13 protein-coding genes and 1 riboswitch are annotated in these 16,517 nt (G+C 75.0%); of the genes, 8 read left to right on the top strand and 5 right to left on the bottom strand.

Annotation, left to right across the window (positions count from 1 at the left end; genetic code table 11):
- Nucleotides 1-3 precede the first annotated feature (3 nt).
- Nucleotides 4-393, bottom strand: a complete 390-nt coding sequence (locus tag GA0070558_RS09805) for an Rv0361 family membrane protein (protein WP_091277883.1) — start codon at nt 391-393, stop codon at nt 4-6.
- 288 nt (nt 394-681) lie between these two features.
- Nucleotides 682-813: riboswitch (SAM riboswitch) on the top strand.
- Between the two features lie 12 nt (nt 814-825).
- Here GA0070558_RS09805 and thrC point away from each other — a divergent pair.
- From thrC to paaN, 3 genes are all read left to right on the top strand, one after another.
- Nucleotides 826-2,112, top strand: coding sequence for a threonine synthase (gene thrC, locus GA0070558_RS09800; RefSeq protein ID WP_077938120.1), 1,287 nt, complete (start codon nt 826-828; stop codon nt 2,110-2,112).
- A gap of 363 nt (nt 2,113-2,475) precedes the next feature.
- A complete protein-coding gene (locus GA0070558_RS09795; RefSeq protein ID WP_091277881.1) occupies nt 2,476-3,495 on the top strand; it encodes a GNAT family N-acetyltransferase in 1,020 nt (339 codons plus the stop codon).
- 63 nt (nt 3,496-3,558) lie between these two features.
- Nucleotides 3,559-5,232 carry a phenylacetic acid degradation protein PaaN gene (paaN, locus tag GA0070558_RS09790; protein WP_176734159.1) on the top strand — a complete coding sequence of 558 codons (1,674 nt, stop codon included), beginning with the start codon at nt 3,559-3,561 and terminating at the stop codon, nt 5,230-5,232.
- 65 nt (nt 5,233-5,297) lie between these two features.
- Here the strand turns inward: paaN and GA0070558_RS09785 are convergent, their stop codons facing one another.
- The gene (locus tag GA0070558_RS09785) at nt 5,298-5,777 is read right to left on the bottom strand and encodes a GNAT family N-acetyltransferase (RefSeq protein WP_091278130.1); all 480 of its coding nucleotides are present in this window, start codon (nt 5,775-5,777) and stop codon (nt 5,298-5,300) included.
- Between the two features lie 338 nt (nt 5,778-6,115).
- On the opposite strand from GA0070558_RS09785, the gene GA0070558_RS09780 reads away from it, so the two are divergent.
- The 3 genes from GA0070558_RS09780 to groL all read left to right on the top strand — a co-directional run bounded on the left by GA0070558_RS09780 (nt 6,116) and on the right by groL (nt 9,502).
- Nucleotides 6,116-6,319, top strand: a complete 204-nt coding sequence (locus tag GA0070558_RS09780; protein WP_007073263.1) for a cold-shock protein — start codon at nt 6,116-6,118, stop codon at nt 6,317-6,319.
- 151 nt (nt 6,320-6,470) lie between these two features.
- On the top strand, nt 6,471-7,562 hold the full coding sequence (locus GA0070558_RS09775) for a hypothetical protein (protein ID WP_141722186.1): 1,092 nt from the start codon (nt 6,471-6,473) through the stop codon (nt 7,560-7,562).
- A gap of 317 nt (nt 7,563-7,879) precedes the next feature.
- Nucleotides 7,880-9,502 carry a chaperonin GroEL gene (gene groL, locus GA0070558_RS09770; protein ID WP_043965179.1) on the top strand — a complete coding sequence of 541 codons (1,623 nt, stop codon included), beginning with the start codon at nt 7,880-7,882 and terminating at the stop codon, nt 9,500-9,502.
- 132 nt (nt 9,503-9,634) lie between these two features.
- Here the strand turns inward: groL and GA0070558_RS09765 are convergent, their stop codons facing one another.
- Together GA0070558_RS09765 and GA0070558_RS09760 are read right to left on the bottom strand one after the other, a co-directional pair.
- Entirely contained in the window at nt 9,635-9,898 is a 264-nt protein-coding gene (locus GA0070558_RS09765) for a hypothetical protein (protein WP_077938125.1), read from the bottom strand.
- Between the two features lie 172 nt (nt 9,899-10,070).
- Nucleotides 10,071-12,566, bottom strand: a complete 2,496-nt coding sequence (locus GA0070558_RS09760) for a S8 family serine peptidase (RefSeq protein WP_091277875.1) — start codon at nt 12,564-12,566, stop codon at nt 10,071-10,073.
- A gap of 27 nt (nt 12,567-12,593) precedes the next feature.
- On the opposite strand from GA0070558_RS09760, the gene GA0070558_RS09755 reads away from it, so the two are divergent.
- Entirely contained in the window at nt 12,594-14,462 is a 1,869-nt protein-coding gene (locus GA0070558_RS09755) for a glycerol-3-phosphate dehydrogenase/oxidase (RefSeq protein WP_091277873.1), read from the top strand.
- An 85-nt stretch (nt 14,463-14,547) separates the two neighbouring features.
- Entirely contained in the window at nt 14,548-15,084 is a 537-nt protein-coding gene (locus GA0070558_RS09750; RefSeq protein ID WP_091277871.1) for a hypothetical protein, read from the top strand.
- A gap of 20 nt (nt 15,085-15,104) precedes the next feature.
- Here the strand turns inward: GA0070558_RS09750 and GA0070558_RS09745 are convergent, their stop codons facing one another.
- Nucleotides 15,105-16,505, bottom strand: a complete 1,401-nt coding sequence (locus GA0070558_RS09745) for an FAD-binding oxidoreductase (RefSeq protein WP_091277869.1) — start codon at nt 16,503-16,505, stop codon at nt 15,105-15,107.
- Nucleotides 16,506-16,517: the final 12 nt, after the last annotated feature.

Genomic DNA, 16,517 nt, shown 5'->3' with positions numbered 1-16,517 from the left:
CGCTCAGATCCCCCCGCACACCCGCCAGTCGCCGCCCTCCTCGACCAGGGTGAGGACCTGCTGCCGGCCGGCGGCGGTGACGGTCACCTCGGCCCGGGACTGGCTGTCGGTGCTGCTGCTCACCTCGGTGGCGGTGACCCGGTAGTTGCCCAGGGGCGGCTCGGCCGCCCGGGCCCGGGCGAACTCCTCCTCGGTCAGCTGGCTGCGCAGCTGCTCGCAGAGCCGGCCGTACGCGGCCGGGTGGTTGCCGTCCCGCACGTCGTCGAGGTATGCGGTCGCGGCGTTCCGGGCGGGCGCGGTGGTGCCCTGCACGGTGCGGAAGAACCAGATGCCGCCGCCGGTGAATGCGCCGGCGCAACAGAGCAGCGCCACCACGGCGGCCACGACGATCACGGTACGGGTCGTCCGGCCGGTTCCACGGGGCTTCGGGGGCGGCCCGGGCACGCCGGGACTGGGGGGCGGCCCGGGCGTGCCGGGCGTCGGGGGGTAGGTCACGCCGTCAGGCTAGAAAGCGCAGGCCACCCGCCCTTCCGGAAGCCCCGGAGATGGTCGCCGTGGGTGGCGGTGGCGGTGCGGAGAGCGATGATGTGACCAAGTCGGCACCCCCGATCCGGCCCATACGCTGGGAAGCTCGGGTGGCGCTCGCCGCGATCCGCCGTAGACTCGGCGGCACAACTGAATACCTCATCCAGAGGGGCAGAGGGATACGGCCCGACGAAGCCCCGGCAACCACCCGTGCGCTCGATGACGAGCGGCGCGGACAGGTGCCAATTCCGTCCCCGCCGCAGGGTGCGATGCGGGGAAAGATGAGAGGACCTCCTCGACATGACGTCGACCCTCGCCGCGCCCGGCATCGACACCGCCGCCAGCCCCGCCCGCGCCCTGGTCTGCCGCGCCTGTTCGGCGCGCTACCCGCTCGCCGCGCAGCACGCCTGCTACGAGTGTTTCGGCCCCCTCGAAGTCGACTACGACGCGGCGGCCCTGGCCCGGGTCACCCGCGAGCAGATCGAGGCCGGCCCGCAGAACCTCTGGCGGTACGCCGCCCTCCTGCCCGCCGGGCAGGACCCGGCGACCCGGGTGACCGTGGACCCGGGGCTGACCCCGCTGGTCGCCGCCGGCAACCTCGCCGCCGAGCTGGGCATCACCGCCCCCCTCTGGGTCAAGGACGACAGCGCCAACCCCACCCACTCGTTCAAGGACCGGGTGGTGTCGGTGGCGCTCACCGCCGCCCGGGCGCTCGGCTTCACCCGCTTCGCCTGCGCGTCGACCGGCAACCTGGCCAACTCGGTCGCCGCCCACGCGGCCCGTGCCGGGGCCCCGTCGATCGTGTTCATCCCCAGCGACCTGGAGCCGGGCAAGGTGGTCACCACCGCCGTCTACGGCGGGGAGCTGGTCGCCATCGACGGCTCGTACGACGACGTGAACCGGCTCTGCGGCGAGCTGGTGGAGACCGACGAGTTCGAGGACACGGCCTTCGTCAACGTCAACGTCCGGCCCTACTACGCGGAGGGCTCCAAGACCCTCGGGTACGAGGTGGCCGAGCAGCTCGGCTGGCGGATCCCGGCCCAGGTGGTCATCCCGATGGCGAGCGGCGAGCTGCTCACCAAGATCGACAAGGCGTTCAGCGAGCTGGTCGAGATCGGCCTCGTCGAGGCCCCGGCCGGCGGCTGGAAGGTGTTCGGGGCGCAGTCGGCCGGCTGCAACCCGATCGCGGCGGCCCTGCACGCCGACACCGACACCATCACCCCGGTCAAGCCGACCGGCATCGCCAAGTCGCTGAACATCGGCGACCCCGCCGCCGGCCTCTACGCGCTGGAGGCCGTGCGGCGCACCGGCGGGTGGATGGAGTACGTCGACGACGACGAGATCCGCGCGGGCATCCGGCTGCTGGCCCGCACCACCGGGATCTTCGCCGAGACCGCCGGCGGGGTGACCGTGGCGGTGCTGCGCAAGCTGGTCGAGTCCGGCCGGCTCGACCCGACGGCGGAGACCGTCGTGTTCAACACCGGCGAGGGGCTCAAGACCATCGACGCCGTCGCCCCGCAGGTCGGCCCGACCCACCGGATCAAGCCCTCGCTGCGCGCCGCCCGCGACGCCGGCCTGCTCGGCTGAGTCCCCGTCCGGCCCGGGTCGCCGTGCCGGTCGAGACTTGATCGACGCCGGGTCGGCGACATGGGGGCATCCGCCCGCCGGGACACCCCCATGTCGCCGACATCGCGCGCCTTCACGAAGGGCGCCGATCCGTCGGGTAACCGACGTTTTGCCCTCCGTACGCAAAAACCCGCCGCCGAGGACTTGACGGCAGGAACCGGACGGCGCAAGATGCTCCGTGCGGGAGGGCGTTTCGCCGTAGACTTTAAGTTCTTACGACCCAACGCCGGAGGCGTTGTGCGATCGTCCCTCCCGACCAACGTCCGATCGGGCCAGCGGAGAAATTCGCTGGCCCGATCGTCTTTCCCCGGCCACCCTCGGCCCATGCGCATCACCATCACCCCGATCGACCCGGCGGACCAGGGCGCGGTCGACGCGGCGTACGGAATCCGGGCCGCCGCCGACCAGGCGGACGTCCCCGACTTCCCGCCGCTGTGCCGGCGGCGCTTCGAGGCGGCGATCCGGCACCCGATGCCGGGCAACGTGCCGGTCTGGGCGCTCGCCCGGCTCGACGGCGCGCCGGCGGGCTACCTCGCCCTCGACCTGCCGCAGCTCGACAACACCGACAACGCCACCGTCGACCTGCTCGTGCACCCGACGCACCGGCGGCGCGGGGTCGGCCGGGCGCTGCACGCGCACGGCGTGGAGCTGCTGCGCGAGCGGGGGCGCAAGCGGGTGATCGGCGCGACCGTCGCGGCCCTGCCCGGCGGGCCGGCGCGCGGCGGGGCCGGCGGGGCGTTCGCCGCGGCGACGGGCGCGCGGGCGGTGCTCGCCGAGGTCCGCCGCCGCCTCGACACCACCCGGCTCGACCATGCCGCGCTCGACGCGGCGCTGGCCGACGCCCGGTCCCGCGCCGCCGGCTACCGCACGGTCCGCTGGCAGGGCGCGGCCCCGCAGGAGCTCGTCGCCGACGTCGCCCACCTCGACGGCCGGCTGATGGCCGACGCGCCCCTGGGCGAGATGGAGTGGGAGCCGGAGCGGGTCGACGTCGAGCGGATCCGGGGCGTCGAGCGGGCGTTGGACGCGCGGGGCCGCCGCCGCTACCACCACGGGGCGGTGCACGCCGCGTCCGGCCGGCTGGTCGCCTGGACGACGATCGACGTCGGCCCCAACGTGCCGTGGCACGCGTGGCAGCAGATCACCATCGTCGACCCGGCGCACCGGGGCCACCGGCTCGGGCTGCTCGTCAAGGTCGAGAACCTGCGGTACGCGCTCGCCCACGAGCCGGGGCTGCGCGCGGTGGACACCTTCAACGCGCAGGCCAACGCGCACATGATCGCCATCAACGAGGCGCTCGGGTTCCGCCCGGTCGACGCCTGGACCGACTGGCAGCTCACCCTCTGACCGCCGGCCGGCGGCGTCCGCCGACCCTACTGCCCGCCCGCCGGCTGCGGCATGATGGCGGGCATGACGGAGACCCCGCATCCCGAGTACGACAAGCACGCCGACACCCTGCACCGGGCGCTGACCGCGATCACGGAGCGCGGGTACTGGTCCGCCTATCCCGAGTCACCCAGCCCCCGGGTCTATGGCGAGACCGCCGCCGCCGACGGCAAGGCCGCGTTCGAGGCGTACCTGAACGGCGACTTCCCGCTCGACCAGCCCGGCACCGGCGACCGGGTCGCCACCGAGGCCAGCCCGTTCGGGCTGGAGCTGAACGTGCGCTACCCGCACCCGGGCGCCGACGAGCTGGTGGCCGCCGCCACCGCCGCCCTGCCCGCCTGGCGCGACGCCGGCCCGCAGGCCCGCGCGGGCGTCTGCCTGGAGATCCTCGACCGGCTGCACAGGCACGTCTTCGAGCTGGCCAACGCGGTGCAGTTCACCAGCGGCCAGGCGTTCGTGATGGCCTTCCAGGCCGGCGGCGCGCACGCGCTGGACCGCGCCCTCGAAGCGGTCGCCTACGCGTACGCGGAGATGACCCGGCACCCGGGGACGGCCGGCTGGGAGAAGCCCGCCGGCAAGGGCGACCCGCTGCGGATGACCAAGACGTTCCACGTGGTGCCGCGCGGGGTGGCCCTCGTCGTCGGCTGCAACACCTTCCCGACCTGGAACTCCTACCCCGGGCTGTTCGCCTCGCTGGTCACCGGCAACCCGGTGGTCGTCAAGCCGCACCCCCGCGCGGTGCTGCCGCTCGCGATCACCGTGAAGTACGCCCGCGAGGTGCTCGCCGAGGCCGGCTTCGACCCCAACCTGGTGCTGCTCGCCCCCGAGGCCCCCGGCGAGAAGCTCGCCTCCACCCTCGCCCTGCACCCGGCCGTGAAGATCGTCGACTTCACCGGCTCCACCGAGTACGGCGACTGGCTGGAGGCCAACGCCCGGCAGGCGACGGTCTACACGGAGAAGGCCGGCCTGAACACGGTGGTGATCGACTCCACCGACGACTTCGCCGGGATGTGCCGCAACCTCGGCTTCACGCTGACCCTCTACAGCGGCCAGATGTGCACCACCTCGCAGAACATCCTCGTCCCCGCCGGCGGCATCGACACCGACCAGGGGCACAAGAGCTTCGACGAGGTGGCCGCCGGGATCGCCGCCGCTGTCGGCAAGCTCACCGCCGACCCGGCCCGGGGCGTCGAGCTGACCGGCGCGATCGTCAACGACGGGGTGCTGGAGCGCCTCGACGAGGTCACCAAGGTCGGGGCGGCGGTGCTGGAGTCGCGTACGGTCGAGCACCCGGCCTTCCCCGGCGCGGTGGTGCGGACGCCGACCATCGTGCAGCTGGCCGCCGCCGACACCGCGACGTACGGCCGGGAGTGGTTCGGGCCGATCTCGTTCGTGATCGCCACCGACTCCACCGCGCACAGCCTGGAGCTCCTGCGCGCCACCGTTGGCGAGTCCGGGGCGCTGACCGCCGCCGTCTACTCGACCGACCCGGCGGTGCTGGACGCGGCCGAGGCGGCGGCGATCGACGTCGGGGTGCACCTGTCGTGCAACCTGACCGGCGGCGTCTTCGTCAACCAGTCGGCGGCGTTCTCCGACTTCCACGGCAGCGGCGCCAACGCGGCGGCGAACGCGGCGCTGACCGACGGCGCGTACGTGGCGAACCGGTTCCGCATCGTCCAGAGCCGCCGCCCCGCCTGAGGTGCAAGGAGGGGCCCCTTGTTAACGCATTCTGTTGTACAGGGGGCCCCTGCAAACGCCCCGCCTCACGCCGGGCGGCGCATCTGCAGCTCACGCAGGGCGGGGAGCCTCGGGTGCGGCACCCGCACGCCCGTGTCGACGAAGCCCAGCCTCCGGTACGCCCGGTAGGCGCGGTCGTTGCCGACGACGACCTCCAGCATCAGCTCCGGCCGACCGCACTCCCGGGACCAGGCGGCGACCCCCTCGATCAGCGCGGCGAGCAGCCCGGTGCCGCGCCGGGCCGGCGTGACGTAGACGGCGTAGACGACGGTGAGGCCGGGCTCGTCCGCCGAGACCGTCCCGCCGGCGTGCCCGAGGAGCCGCCCGGCGGGGCCGCCGGGCCGGTCCGCGCCGGGGTCGGCGACGAACTGGGCGGTGTGCCGGCCGCTGGCGACCGACGCGACGCGGGCCGCGTACTCGGCATGCGGGCGGGCGGCGGCCTCCGCCAGGGTCTCCAGGAAGGCCAGCGGCGCGTCGGCGAGCATCTCCAGCCGCAGCGCCCGCATCCGGGCCGCGTCCGGCAGGGTCACCCGGCGTACGTCGGCTGCCCGTGCGACGGCGTCGGCCGTCCCCGTCGGGGCGCTGCCCGGGTCGGTCGGCGGGCGGGAAACTGCTGTCATCCCGCATACCTATCGCAGTGATGGTCGCCTATGGAGTGCCGGGTTGAGGTCGGTCCGTTATAGCCCCATTTGTGGCCGTGCGCCATCGTCACTCCTCGTGTAGCGTGCGATTTCGGTCACTGGTTTCCCGGTCGGCGCAGACGGGTGAAACCGGTGTTCCCGGGGCCGCCGGTTCCGTCGGCGTACCCGCTCGTGGAAGGCCGCGCGACGTTAGGAAGTGCACCGTGGCACAGGGCACCGTGAAGTGGTTCAACGCCGAGAAGGGCTACGGCTTCATCGCCGTCGACGGGGGGCAGGACGTCTTCGTCCACTTCTCCGCCATCGAGATGGACGGCTACAAGGCGCTGGATGACGGGCAGCGCGTCGAGTTCGAGATCGCCCAGGGGCAGAAGGGGCCGCAGGCCGAGCGCGTACGCGTCGTCGCCTGACCGCCCGACGCTGGGGCCCGCGGGCGGGCGGGCCGCCGGTGCTGGGCAGAGCGCGTCGCCCCCGGGCGGAGCGCGTCGCCCCGGGGCGGCGGAGGCGGGTCGGGCCAGGGAAGATCGTGAGCCGTTCCGGCGTCGCCGCTGAGGAGGGCCCATGTCCCAGCCACCCCCACCCGATCGATCCCTCCCGGGGCCCGAGGGGCCGGCTGCGGTCGGTCCGCCGCCCGTCCGGCACCCCACCGGGTTCCCGGCCCACCCGGGCCAGCAGCCCTATCCCGGCCAGCAACTTCACCCCGGCCGGCAGCCCCACCCCGGCCCGGCGCTACCGCCGGCGCACGCCGCGCCGTACCCGCCGGGCCACCCCTTTCCGCCGGGCTGCGCGGTGCCGTGGCCGCCACCCGGCTACGACCCGGCGGACCCGCTGGTCACCCTGCCCGGGGAAGGGCTGAGCGGGTGGTTCTCCCGGTGCTCCGGCACGCTGCGCCGCAGTTGGCGGCTGCTCGTGCCGGTCCTGGCCCTCACCCATGCCCTGCCGACGCTCCTGCTGCTGCTGGCGACCGTGCCGCTGTACCCGCTGCCGCCGCTGGAGCCCACCGCGCCCGGCGAGCCGCCGCCCCCGCTGCCCGACGGCTACCTCGCCGACCTCGGCGTCTTCCTCGCCGCGATGATCGGCCTCGGCTGCCTGCTCGGGTTCGTCCAGGCGGTCGGCTGGGCCGCCGGCACCCGCGTGGTGGCGCGGCAGGCCGCGGGCGAGCCGACGTCGGTGGGCGACGCCCTGGCGTACGGCCTGCGCCGGGCCCCGGCGCTGTGGGGCTGGACGGTGGTCTACGTCCTGCTCATGCTGGTCGGCTTCGTGCTGTGCTACCTGCCCGGCCTGTACGTGATGGCCGCGCTGAGCCTGTTCGGCCCGGTGCTGCTCTTCGAGGGCGGCGCCCCGCTCGGCCGGGCCCGGCAGCTGTTCCACGCCCGCCTCGGGCCCGTGCTCGGGCGGATCGCGCTGGTCGGGCTCGCCGCCTCCCTCGCGTCCATGGTCGTGGCCCCGATCCAGGTCGCCGCCCTCTTCTTCGCCGACCCTGCCGACGCCGCCTCGCTGGACGGCTGGAACGTCGCGTACGCCCTGGGCGCCGCCCTGGTCGCGGTCCCGGCCGCCCTGGTGTACCTGATCGGCCTGGTCGTCACGTACGCCGAGCAGCGGGCGTACGAGGGCGCGGTTACCGCCGCCCGGCTGGCGGGTGAAATCGGCTGAACCGGTGGGCCGGGTCGCGCTGGTCAGGCGGGGTCGACCCGGCCCGTCCGCCGCATCGTGCTTGCACTCGGCAGGGCAGAGTGCTAAACAAGTCATTGGCACTCGCCTTGGGTGAGTGCCAATGGTCGGGACGGTGGGGCCACGGCCGCACGGCGGAAATCCGTCGGGTGGCACATGGCCGGTCGTCGCGGGCTATCCGGCCCGGCCGAGGAGACGTCGTCGTCGCCAGGTGGCGACGTCCCAAGGTGCGTACACCAGGCGGCCCATCCGGGACACACACTCGGGTGGCCCGTGAGTGTCCAGGAGGACAACGCCGTATGGCCAAGATGATCGCGTTCGACGAAGAGGCTCGCCGCGGCCTCGAGCGGGGCATGAACCAGCTCGCCGACGCCGTGAAGGTGACCCTCGGCCCGAAGGGCCGCAACGTGGTGCTCGAGAAGAAGTGGGGTGCCCCCACCATCACCAACGATGGTGTGAGCATCGCCAAGGAGATCGAGCTCGAGGACCCGTACGAGAAGATCGGCGCCGAGCTGGTCAAGGAGGTCGCCAAGAAGACCGACGACGTGGCCGGTGACGGCACGACGACGGCGACCGTCCTGGCCCAGGCCCTGGTCCGCGAGGGCCTGCGCAACGTGGCCGCCGGCGCCAACCCGATGGCCCTGAAGCGGGGCATCGAGGCCGCCGTGGCCAGCGTCTCGGAGGAGCTGTCCAAGCTCGCCAAGGACGTCGAGACCAAGGAGCAGATCGCCTCCACCGCCTCCATCTCCGCCGGTGACAGCACCGTCGGCGAGATCATCGCCGAGGCGATGGACAAGGTCGGCAAGGAAGGCGTCATCACCGTCGAGGAGAGCAACACCTTCGGCCTGGAGCTTGAGCTCACCGAGGGCATGCGCTTCGACAAGGGCTACATCTCCGCGTACTTCATGACCGACCCGGAGCGCATGGAGGCCGTCTTCGACGAGCCTTACATCCTGATCGCCAACAGCAAGATCTCGTCGGTGAAGGACCTGCTCCCGATCCTGGAGAAGGTCATGCAGTCGGGCAAGCCGCTGCTGATCATCGCCGAGGACGTGGAGGGCGAGGCCCTGCCGACCCTGGTGGTCAACAAGGTCAAGGGCGTCTTCAAGTCCGCGGCCGTCAAGGCCCCCGGCTTCGGCGACCGCCGCAAGGCCATGCTGACCGACATCGCCATCCTCACCGGTGGCCAGGTCATCAGCGAGGAGCTCGGCCTCAAGCTGGAGGCCGCCGGCCTCGACATGCTGGGCCGCGCCCGCAAGGTCGTGGTGACCAAGGACGAGACCACCATCGTCGACGGTGCCGGCGACGCCGAGCAGATCCAGGGCCGGGTCAACCAGATCCGGGCCGAGATCGACAAGAGCGACTCCGACTACGACCGCGAGAAGCTGCAGGAGCGCCTGGCCAAGCTGGCCGGCGGTGTTGCGGTGATCAAGGTCGGCGCGGCCACCGAGGTCGAGCTGAAGGAGCGCAAGCACCGCATCGAGGACGCCGTCCGCAACGCGAAGGCCGCCGTCGAGGAGGGCATCGTCCCGGGTGGTGGCGTCGCGCTGGTGCAGGCCGGCAAGACCGCCTTCGACAAGCTGGACCTGACCGGCGACGAGGCGACCGGCGCGCAGATCGTCAAGATCGCGCTGGACGCCCCGCTGCGGCAGATCGCCGTCAACGCCGGCCTGGAGGGTGGCGTCGTCGTCGAGCGCGTCCGCAATCTGGACGCCGGCCACGGCCTCAACGCCGCCAGCGGCGAGTACGTGGACCTGCTGGCCGCCGGCATCATCGACCCGGCCAAGGTGACCCGGTCGGCGCTGCAGAACGCCTCGTCGATCGCGGCGCTCTTCCTCACCACCGAGGCCGTCGTCGCGGACAAGCCGGAGAAGACCCCGGCCGCCGCGGCTGGCCCGGGCGGCGGGGACATGGACTTCTGAGTCCAGCCCCACCCGAGTTCAGCTACACCGCACGTCGAAGGGGCGGGTCGCGTCAGCGGCCCGCCCCTTCCGCGTCGCGCCGGCCCACCACCGCTGGTGCCCCCACCTCGGCGACACGCCCGCCGCCGGCTCTCACGTCGGCAGGGGCGGCTGGTCGCGTCGCCTCCCGGCCCGGCCGGACGGCCGGCGAATGCGGATCGGCTCGTCGACGCGGATCGGCTCGTCGACCAGGACCACCGGCTCCTCGGCCGCGAGCGCGTCGCCCCCGGCCATCTCCGCCAACTGCTCGGCGTCGCCGTAGTCCAGCCGGTCGAACGGCAGTTGCCCCGCGATCTCCTCGACCGGCACCCAGGCGGCGGGGCGCAGGTCGTCGGCCTGTGCGTCGTCCGTGGTCATCGCTGCCTCCTCACCTCGACGGTAGGTGGCCGTCGATGGCCGGGACGGCCGAACGGCGCTATCCGACCCCGTGCCCGTTTCGCCCGCCGCTGCCGTCGGGGCGGGCGCGGGCGGGGGTGAGAAGGGGACCCCTCTCTACCGTATGCGTTAACAAGGGGCCCTTCCTTACCCCTCAGCGCGCCGCGCGGACAGCGGCGTACGCGTCGACCAGGCCGGCCCCGGTGATGTTCACGTCGCCGCCGCAGGCGTCCGCCGGGCCGCGGGAGGCGTACGTCGCCCCGGCCGGGACGGCGGTGTCGCGCAGGATCCGACGGGTGCGCTCCAGGTCCCCGATCAGCGCCGGGTTCGCCGACCACATCAGCGCCACCACGCCCGCGACCTGCGGGGCCGCCATCGACGTGCCGTCCAGCGTGGCGTACCCGCCGCCCGGCATCGCGGAGAGCACCCCCACGCCCGGGGCGACCACATCCGGCTTCGCCACGCCGGGCACCGGCCCCCGGCTGGAGAAGTCGGCGACCTGGCGGTCCCGGTCGGTCGCCCCGACGGTGAACACGTCCGGGTACGTCGCCGGCGGGTCCTCGATCGACCGGCAGTACGGCCCCGTGTTGCCGGCCGCCGCGACCACGAAGATGCCGGCCGCGTCCAGCGCGTCGGCCGCCGGCCGCAGCGCCGCCGGGTCGCAGCCCTCGATCGGCGGGCAGCCCCACGAGTTCGTCAGCACCTGCGGGGCCCGCTCTGGACGCCCGTCGGTGAACGGGTCGCCACCCGCCGGGAACGGGGCCAGCATGAACTGGAGGCAGTCGAGGTAGCGCGCCGGGCTGCCGAGGTTGCGGTCCAGGTTGACGCAGCCGACCCAGCTCGCCCCGGGGGCCACCCCGATCCCGTCCCGCCCGACGGCGCTGCCCGTCGTGTGGGTGCCGTGGCCGCCCTGGTCGGTCGGCGCGCGGGTGTGGTCCCACGGGTCGTACCAGGAGTCGTCGCCGCCCCGGAAGCCGCCGGCCAGCGCCGGGTGCCGCCCGTCCACCCCGGAGTCGGAGCTGCCCACCACGATGCCGGCCCCGGTCACGCCGAGCTGCGACCAGACCCGGTCGGCGCGGAGCAGGGAGACGTTCCAGGCCGGCCCGGAGGGCGCCGGCTGATCGCCCCGGCTGGTCGGTGCCCCGGCCGGCAGCGGGCGCAGCCGCTGGCTCAGCAGCACCCGGTCCACCTCCGGGCGGCGCGACAACCAGGCCCGCACCGCCGGCCCGCCGTCCACCTCGATCGCGTTGACCAGGTAGTACGGCGTCGGGTCGAGCCCCAGCCGGCTCAGGTCGCGGCGCAGCCCCGCCTGGGTGCGCTCGGCCGTGGCGACCAGCCGCCGGTAGACCTCCCGGGCGCGGGCGTCCCGGCCCGCCTGACCCGCCCCGCCGGCCGGCACGCCGCCCAGGTCGGCCTGCTCGCGCAGCACCACCAGCAACCGCTCGCCGTGCAGGCCGGGCTGGCCGGGGCCGAGGTGGACCAGCGCCGCCCCGGCGAGCAGCACCCCGGCGGTCGCCGCCGCCACCGGCCGGCTCGGCGCGCGGCCACGCGGGCGGGCCAGCAGCACGCCGTACGCGACCGCCAGGAGCGCGGCCACCGCGAGCCCGGCGGCGGCCGCGACCGCCACCCAGAACGGCACGTCCCGGGTGGTCGCCAGGAGCAGGGTGACCTCCTCCGGGTCGGCGAAGGCCAGCGGCCCGAACGCGGCGAGCCCGACCAGCCAGCGCACGGGCGCGGTGCCGGCGGGCCCGCCGGCCCGCAGCGCGGGCGCCTGGAGGGCGGCCAGCGCGAAGCCGAGCGGCGGCAGGGTCAGCAGGGCGGGCAGCTGCGCGCCGGACTGCCCGGTGCCGGCGGCGAGCAGCAGCAGCGTCACCCCGGCCACCAGGCCCCCGACCAGCACCAGCCGCGCCGGCCGGTGCGGCGGCCCGCCCGCGAGGTGCGCCCAGAACCGGGCGCCGAGCAGCGCCCCGGCGAGGACGCCGACGGCCGCCGCGGCCGCCGCCGCGAGCACGGTCTCCAGCAGCCCGCCGAGCGCGCCGAACCACGCCCAGGGCAGCAGCGTCGCCAGCCCGGCGGCCACCGCCAGCCAGGTCACGGCCGGTGGGGCCGCCGGAACGGGCCCGGCCGGGCCCGTTCCGGCAGCGGGCCCGGCCGGCGCGGCGGGGGCGTGCGGCCGGTCGGGGCCGGCTGCCGGCGGCGTCGGGTCGGGCGCGGGGCCCCGGACCAGCCGGGGCAGCACCACGGCGAGCAGGGCAGCCGTCGCCGCCAGCGCGGCCAGGTACGCCTCGTAATGCACCGGCGGCAGGGCGCGCAGGCCGGTGAGCGCGCCGAGGGCGAGCAGCCCGGCGAGCCAGGCGCGGCCGGTGGCCCGGACCGCCCCGGAGCGGGGCAGCAGGGCCAGCAGCAGCGCCGGCACCCCGGACAGCAGCACCGTCACGGCGGCGGCCACCGGCCACAGCCAGACCACCCGGTCCAGGCCGGTGGCGAGCCGGACCTGGTCGGCCAGCCAGCCGACCAGCTCACCCGGCACGGCGACCGCGACCGTCCAGCACCCGAGGAGCACCGCCGCCACCACGGGCCACGGGCCGGGGCGGGCCGGCGGGACGGCCACGGGCGGAAAGGGACGACCTGCGTACGGACCGACCTCCATGCCCCGACAGTACGGCCGGATCACGACATGCCGCGTGGTGGCCACGGCGGTTACGGTGGACGGGTGCGTGACCCCAACGTCTCCCGAAGCGTCGCCGGCCAGCTCTCCCCGGCGCGCCGCGCCGCCGACCTGCGGCGACTGCGCGCCGAGCGGTTCGACGTCCTGGTGATCGGCGGTGGCGTCACCGGTGCCGGCGCGGCGCTGGACGCCGCCTCCCGGGGCCTGAAGGTGGCCCTGGTGGAGGCGCGCGACTTCGCCGCCGGCACCTCCAGCCGGTCCAGCAAGCTGATCCACGGCGGCCTGCGCTACCTGGAGCAGTTGGAGTTCCACCTGGTCCACGAGGCGCTCACCGAGCGGGGGCTGCTCGCCACCCGGCTCGCCCCGCACCTGGTCCGGCCGGTGCCGATCCTGGTCCCGCTGCCCGCCGGCAAGGGCGTACGCGACCTGCCCGGCCGCACCTTCCGCCGCTCCTACTACGGCCTCGGCGTGGCCGCGTACGACGCGTTCGCCGGGCTGTTCGGGGGCGGGCGGGGGATGCCGCTGCACCGGCACCTCAGCAGGGAGGGCGCACGGCGGATCTTCCCGAGCCTGCGCGCCGACGGCCTCGCCGGGGCGATCCGCTACTACGACGGGCAGGTCGACGACGCCCGGCTGGTGGTCACCCTGGCCCGCACCGCCGCCAGCCTGGGTGCGACGGTGGTCACCAGCACCCGCGCCGTCGGCCTCGTCCGGCAGGCGCGCGAGGTGACCGGGGTCCGGGTCCGCGACCTGGAGGCGCCGCCCGGCTCACCGGACGCCGAGTTCGAAGTACGCGCCCGCACCGTCGTCGCCGCGACCGGCGTGTGGACCGACGACATGTCGCGGATGCTCAACGACGTCGGGCTGCGCCGGGGCGTCCGGGTCCGGGCGTCGAAGGGGGTGCACCTCGTGGTGCCCCGCTCGGCGATCACCGGCGAGGCGGGCCTGATCCTGCGCACCGCCACCAGCGTGTTGTTCGTCATCCCCTGGGGCGGGCACTGGATCATCGGCACCACCGACACCGACTGGCGGCTCGACCGGTCCCACCCGGCTGCGTCGGCCCGCGACATCGCCTACCTGCTGGAGCAGGTCAACACGGTGCTGGACCGGCCGCTGACCACCGACGACATCGAGGGCGTCTACGCCGGCCTGCGGCCGCTGCTGGCCGGCGAGGCGGACTCCACCTCCAAACTGTCCCGGGAGCACGCGGTGGTCGAGCCCATGCTCGGGCTGCTGCTCGTCGCCGGGGGCAAGTACACGACGTACCGGGTGATGGCCTCCGACGTGGTGGACCGCGCGGCCCGCCGGCTCGGCGGGGTCCGCCCGTCCCGCACGGCCGACCTGCCGCTGCTCGGCGCCGACGGGTACGCCGCGATGTGGCGGGACCGGGCCGACCTGGCCCGCCGGCACGGGGTGCCGGTCGGCGTGGTCGAGCACCTGCTGGAGCGCTACGGCACCCTCACCCTCGACCTGTTGGCGCTGGTCGACGCCGATCCGCTGCTCGCCTCCCCGCTGGCCGGCGCGCCGGAATACCTGGCGGCCGAGGTGACGTACGCGGCCCGCGCCGAGGGGGCGCTGCACCTGGAGGACGTGCTGACCCGGCGTACCCGGATCTCCTTCGAGACGGCCCACCGCGGCCTGGAGTCGGCCGAGCACACCGCCGAGCTGATGGGCGCGGTGCTGGGCTGGGACGCGGCGACCCGGGCGCGTGAGGTCGCCCACTACCGGGCCCGGGTGGAGGCGGAGCGGGAGTCGCAGCTCATGCCGGACGACGCGACGGCGGACGCGGCCCGGCTCGGCGCGCCGGACGTGCGCGGCTTCGCGGCGGACCGGGGCGCCGACGGCGATCCGGTCGAACTCCCGTCGTCCCCCCGGTAGCCGAACCCGTACCGGAGGGCGGGCCACCCCTGTCCGGCCGCTCGGCCGGTACCCGACGGCACCATGATCGGGTACGTTCCGGCGCGTGATCCGCCCTTTTCGCGCGCGTTCGATCATCCCGTTGGCCGCCGGTGCCCTGCTCGTCGGGGCGCTCGCCGCCTGCTCGACGGTCGGGCCGGTCCGCCGGGCCGGCACGGCGACCGCCCCGCCGCCCGACGGGTCGCCGGCATCCCCGGCCGGTGGCGCGGCGGCCGGCGGGCCGGTGCGGGTGGAACTGGTGCAGAAGCACGGCCAGGACGGCCCGGTGCGGACGCTGTCCGTCCAGCCCGACGGGCGGTGGGACTGCGCCAACTGCGCCGGCGACGACGTCCGGTCGTCCGGGCAACTCGCCCCCGAGCAGACGCAGCGGCTGCGCGCGCTGCTCACCGACGAGCGGCTGGCCGCCGAGACCGACAAGGCCCGGGGCTACCGGGTGAGCTGCATCGACGCCCTGACGTCCGTGCTGGTCACCACGCCGGGCCCGATCACGATCGAGGACTGCCCGGGGGAGGAGCGGCCACCCCTGGGGTACGAGATCCTGCTGCTGCTCACCCAGGCCACCCCGGCGGAGGCCACCGCCTGACGGTCGGGCCGAGGACCGCGTCAGAGCACCTTGCCGGGGTTGAACAGCCCCGTCGGGTCGAGCGCCGACCTGATCGCCTGGTGCACCCGCACCCCGACCGGCCCGATCTCCCGGGCCAACCAGTCCCGCTTGAGCAGCCCCACCCCGTGCTCGCCGGTGCAGGTGCCGCCCAGCTCCAGCCCGAGCCGCATGATCTCGTCGAACGCCCGCCGGCCCCGCTCCACGCTCGCCGGGTCGGCGCGGTCGACCACGATGTTCGGGTGCAGGTTGCCGTCGCCGGCGTGCCCCACCACCCCGATCGGCACGGCGCACTCCTCGGCGATGCGGGCCACCCCGTCCAGCAGCTCGGCGAGCGCCCCGCGCGGCACCGCCACGTCGTCGATCACCAGCCCGCCGTTGCCACCCGGGTACGTGTCGGCGGCGAACTTCTCCATCGCCGGGTGGGCCAGCCGGCGGGCCTGGAGCAGCGCCGCCGCCTCCACGGCGTCGGTGGCCGCGTACACCTCGTCGGCACCGGCGGCCTCGCACACCTCGGCGATCCTCGCCAGGTCGTCGGCGGCCCGCGAACCGGTGTCCACGGCGGCCAGCAGCAGCGCCTGCGCGTCGGTGCGCAGCCCCATCGGCTGGTACGCCTCGATGGCCCGCAGGTGGGTGCGGTCGAGCAGCTCCAGCAGGCTCGGGGTGAGGCCCTTCGCGGCGATCTGGGCCACCGCCGTGCCGGCGTCCGCCGTCGAGTCGAACACGGCGACCAGGGTGAGCGACTCCTCCGGCGCGGGCCGCAGCGCCACGGTCACCTCCGTGATCACCCCGAGGGTGCCCTCCGAGCCGACGAAGAGCCGCGTCAGGTCGTAGCCGGCGACGCCCTTGGCGGTGCGCCGCCCGGTGCGCAGCACCTCGCCGGAGGCGAGCACCACCTCCAGGCCGAGCACGTACTCGGTGGTCACGCCGTACTTGACGCAGCACATGCCGCCCGCGTTGGTGGCGACGTTGCCGCCGATCGTGGACGACTCCCAGGAGCCCGGGTCCGGCGGATAGTAGAGCCCCTCCCGGCGCACCGCCCCGGCCAGTGTCGCGTTCACCACACCGGGCTGGACCACGGCGATCCGGGCCACCGGGTCGATCTCCAGGATCCGGTCCATCGCCACCGTGCTCAGCACCACCGCGCCGTCCACCGCGTTCGCCGCGCCCGCCAGCCCGGTCCGCGCCCCCTGCGGCACCACGGGTACGCCGTGCCGGGCCGCCGCCCGGACCACGCCGGCCACCTGCGCGGTGTCACGGGGGCGGACCACCACCAGCGGCGTGCCCGAGGCGCACAGGTCGGCCTCGTCCCGCTCGTGCATCCGCAGCAGGTCGGGGTCGGTCAGGACGGCGGCGTCGCCGAGGAGGGCACGCAGGTCAGCGAGGAGGGGGGATCCGGCCATGCAGGAGAGGCT

This window comes from Micromonospora haikouensis (genome assembly GCF_900091595.1).
Classification (GTDB): Bacteria; Actinomycetota; Actinomycetes; order Mycobacteriales; family Micromonosporaceae; genus Micromonospora; species Micromonospora haikouensis.
This window is presented reverse-complemented; position numbering and strand designations above follow the sequence as displayed.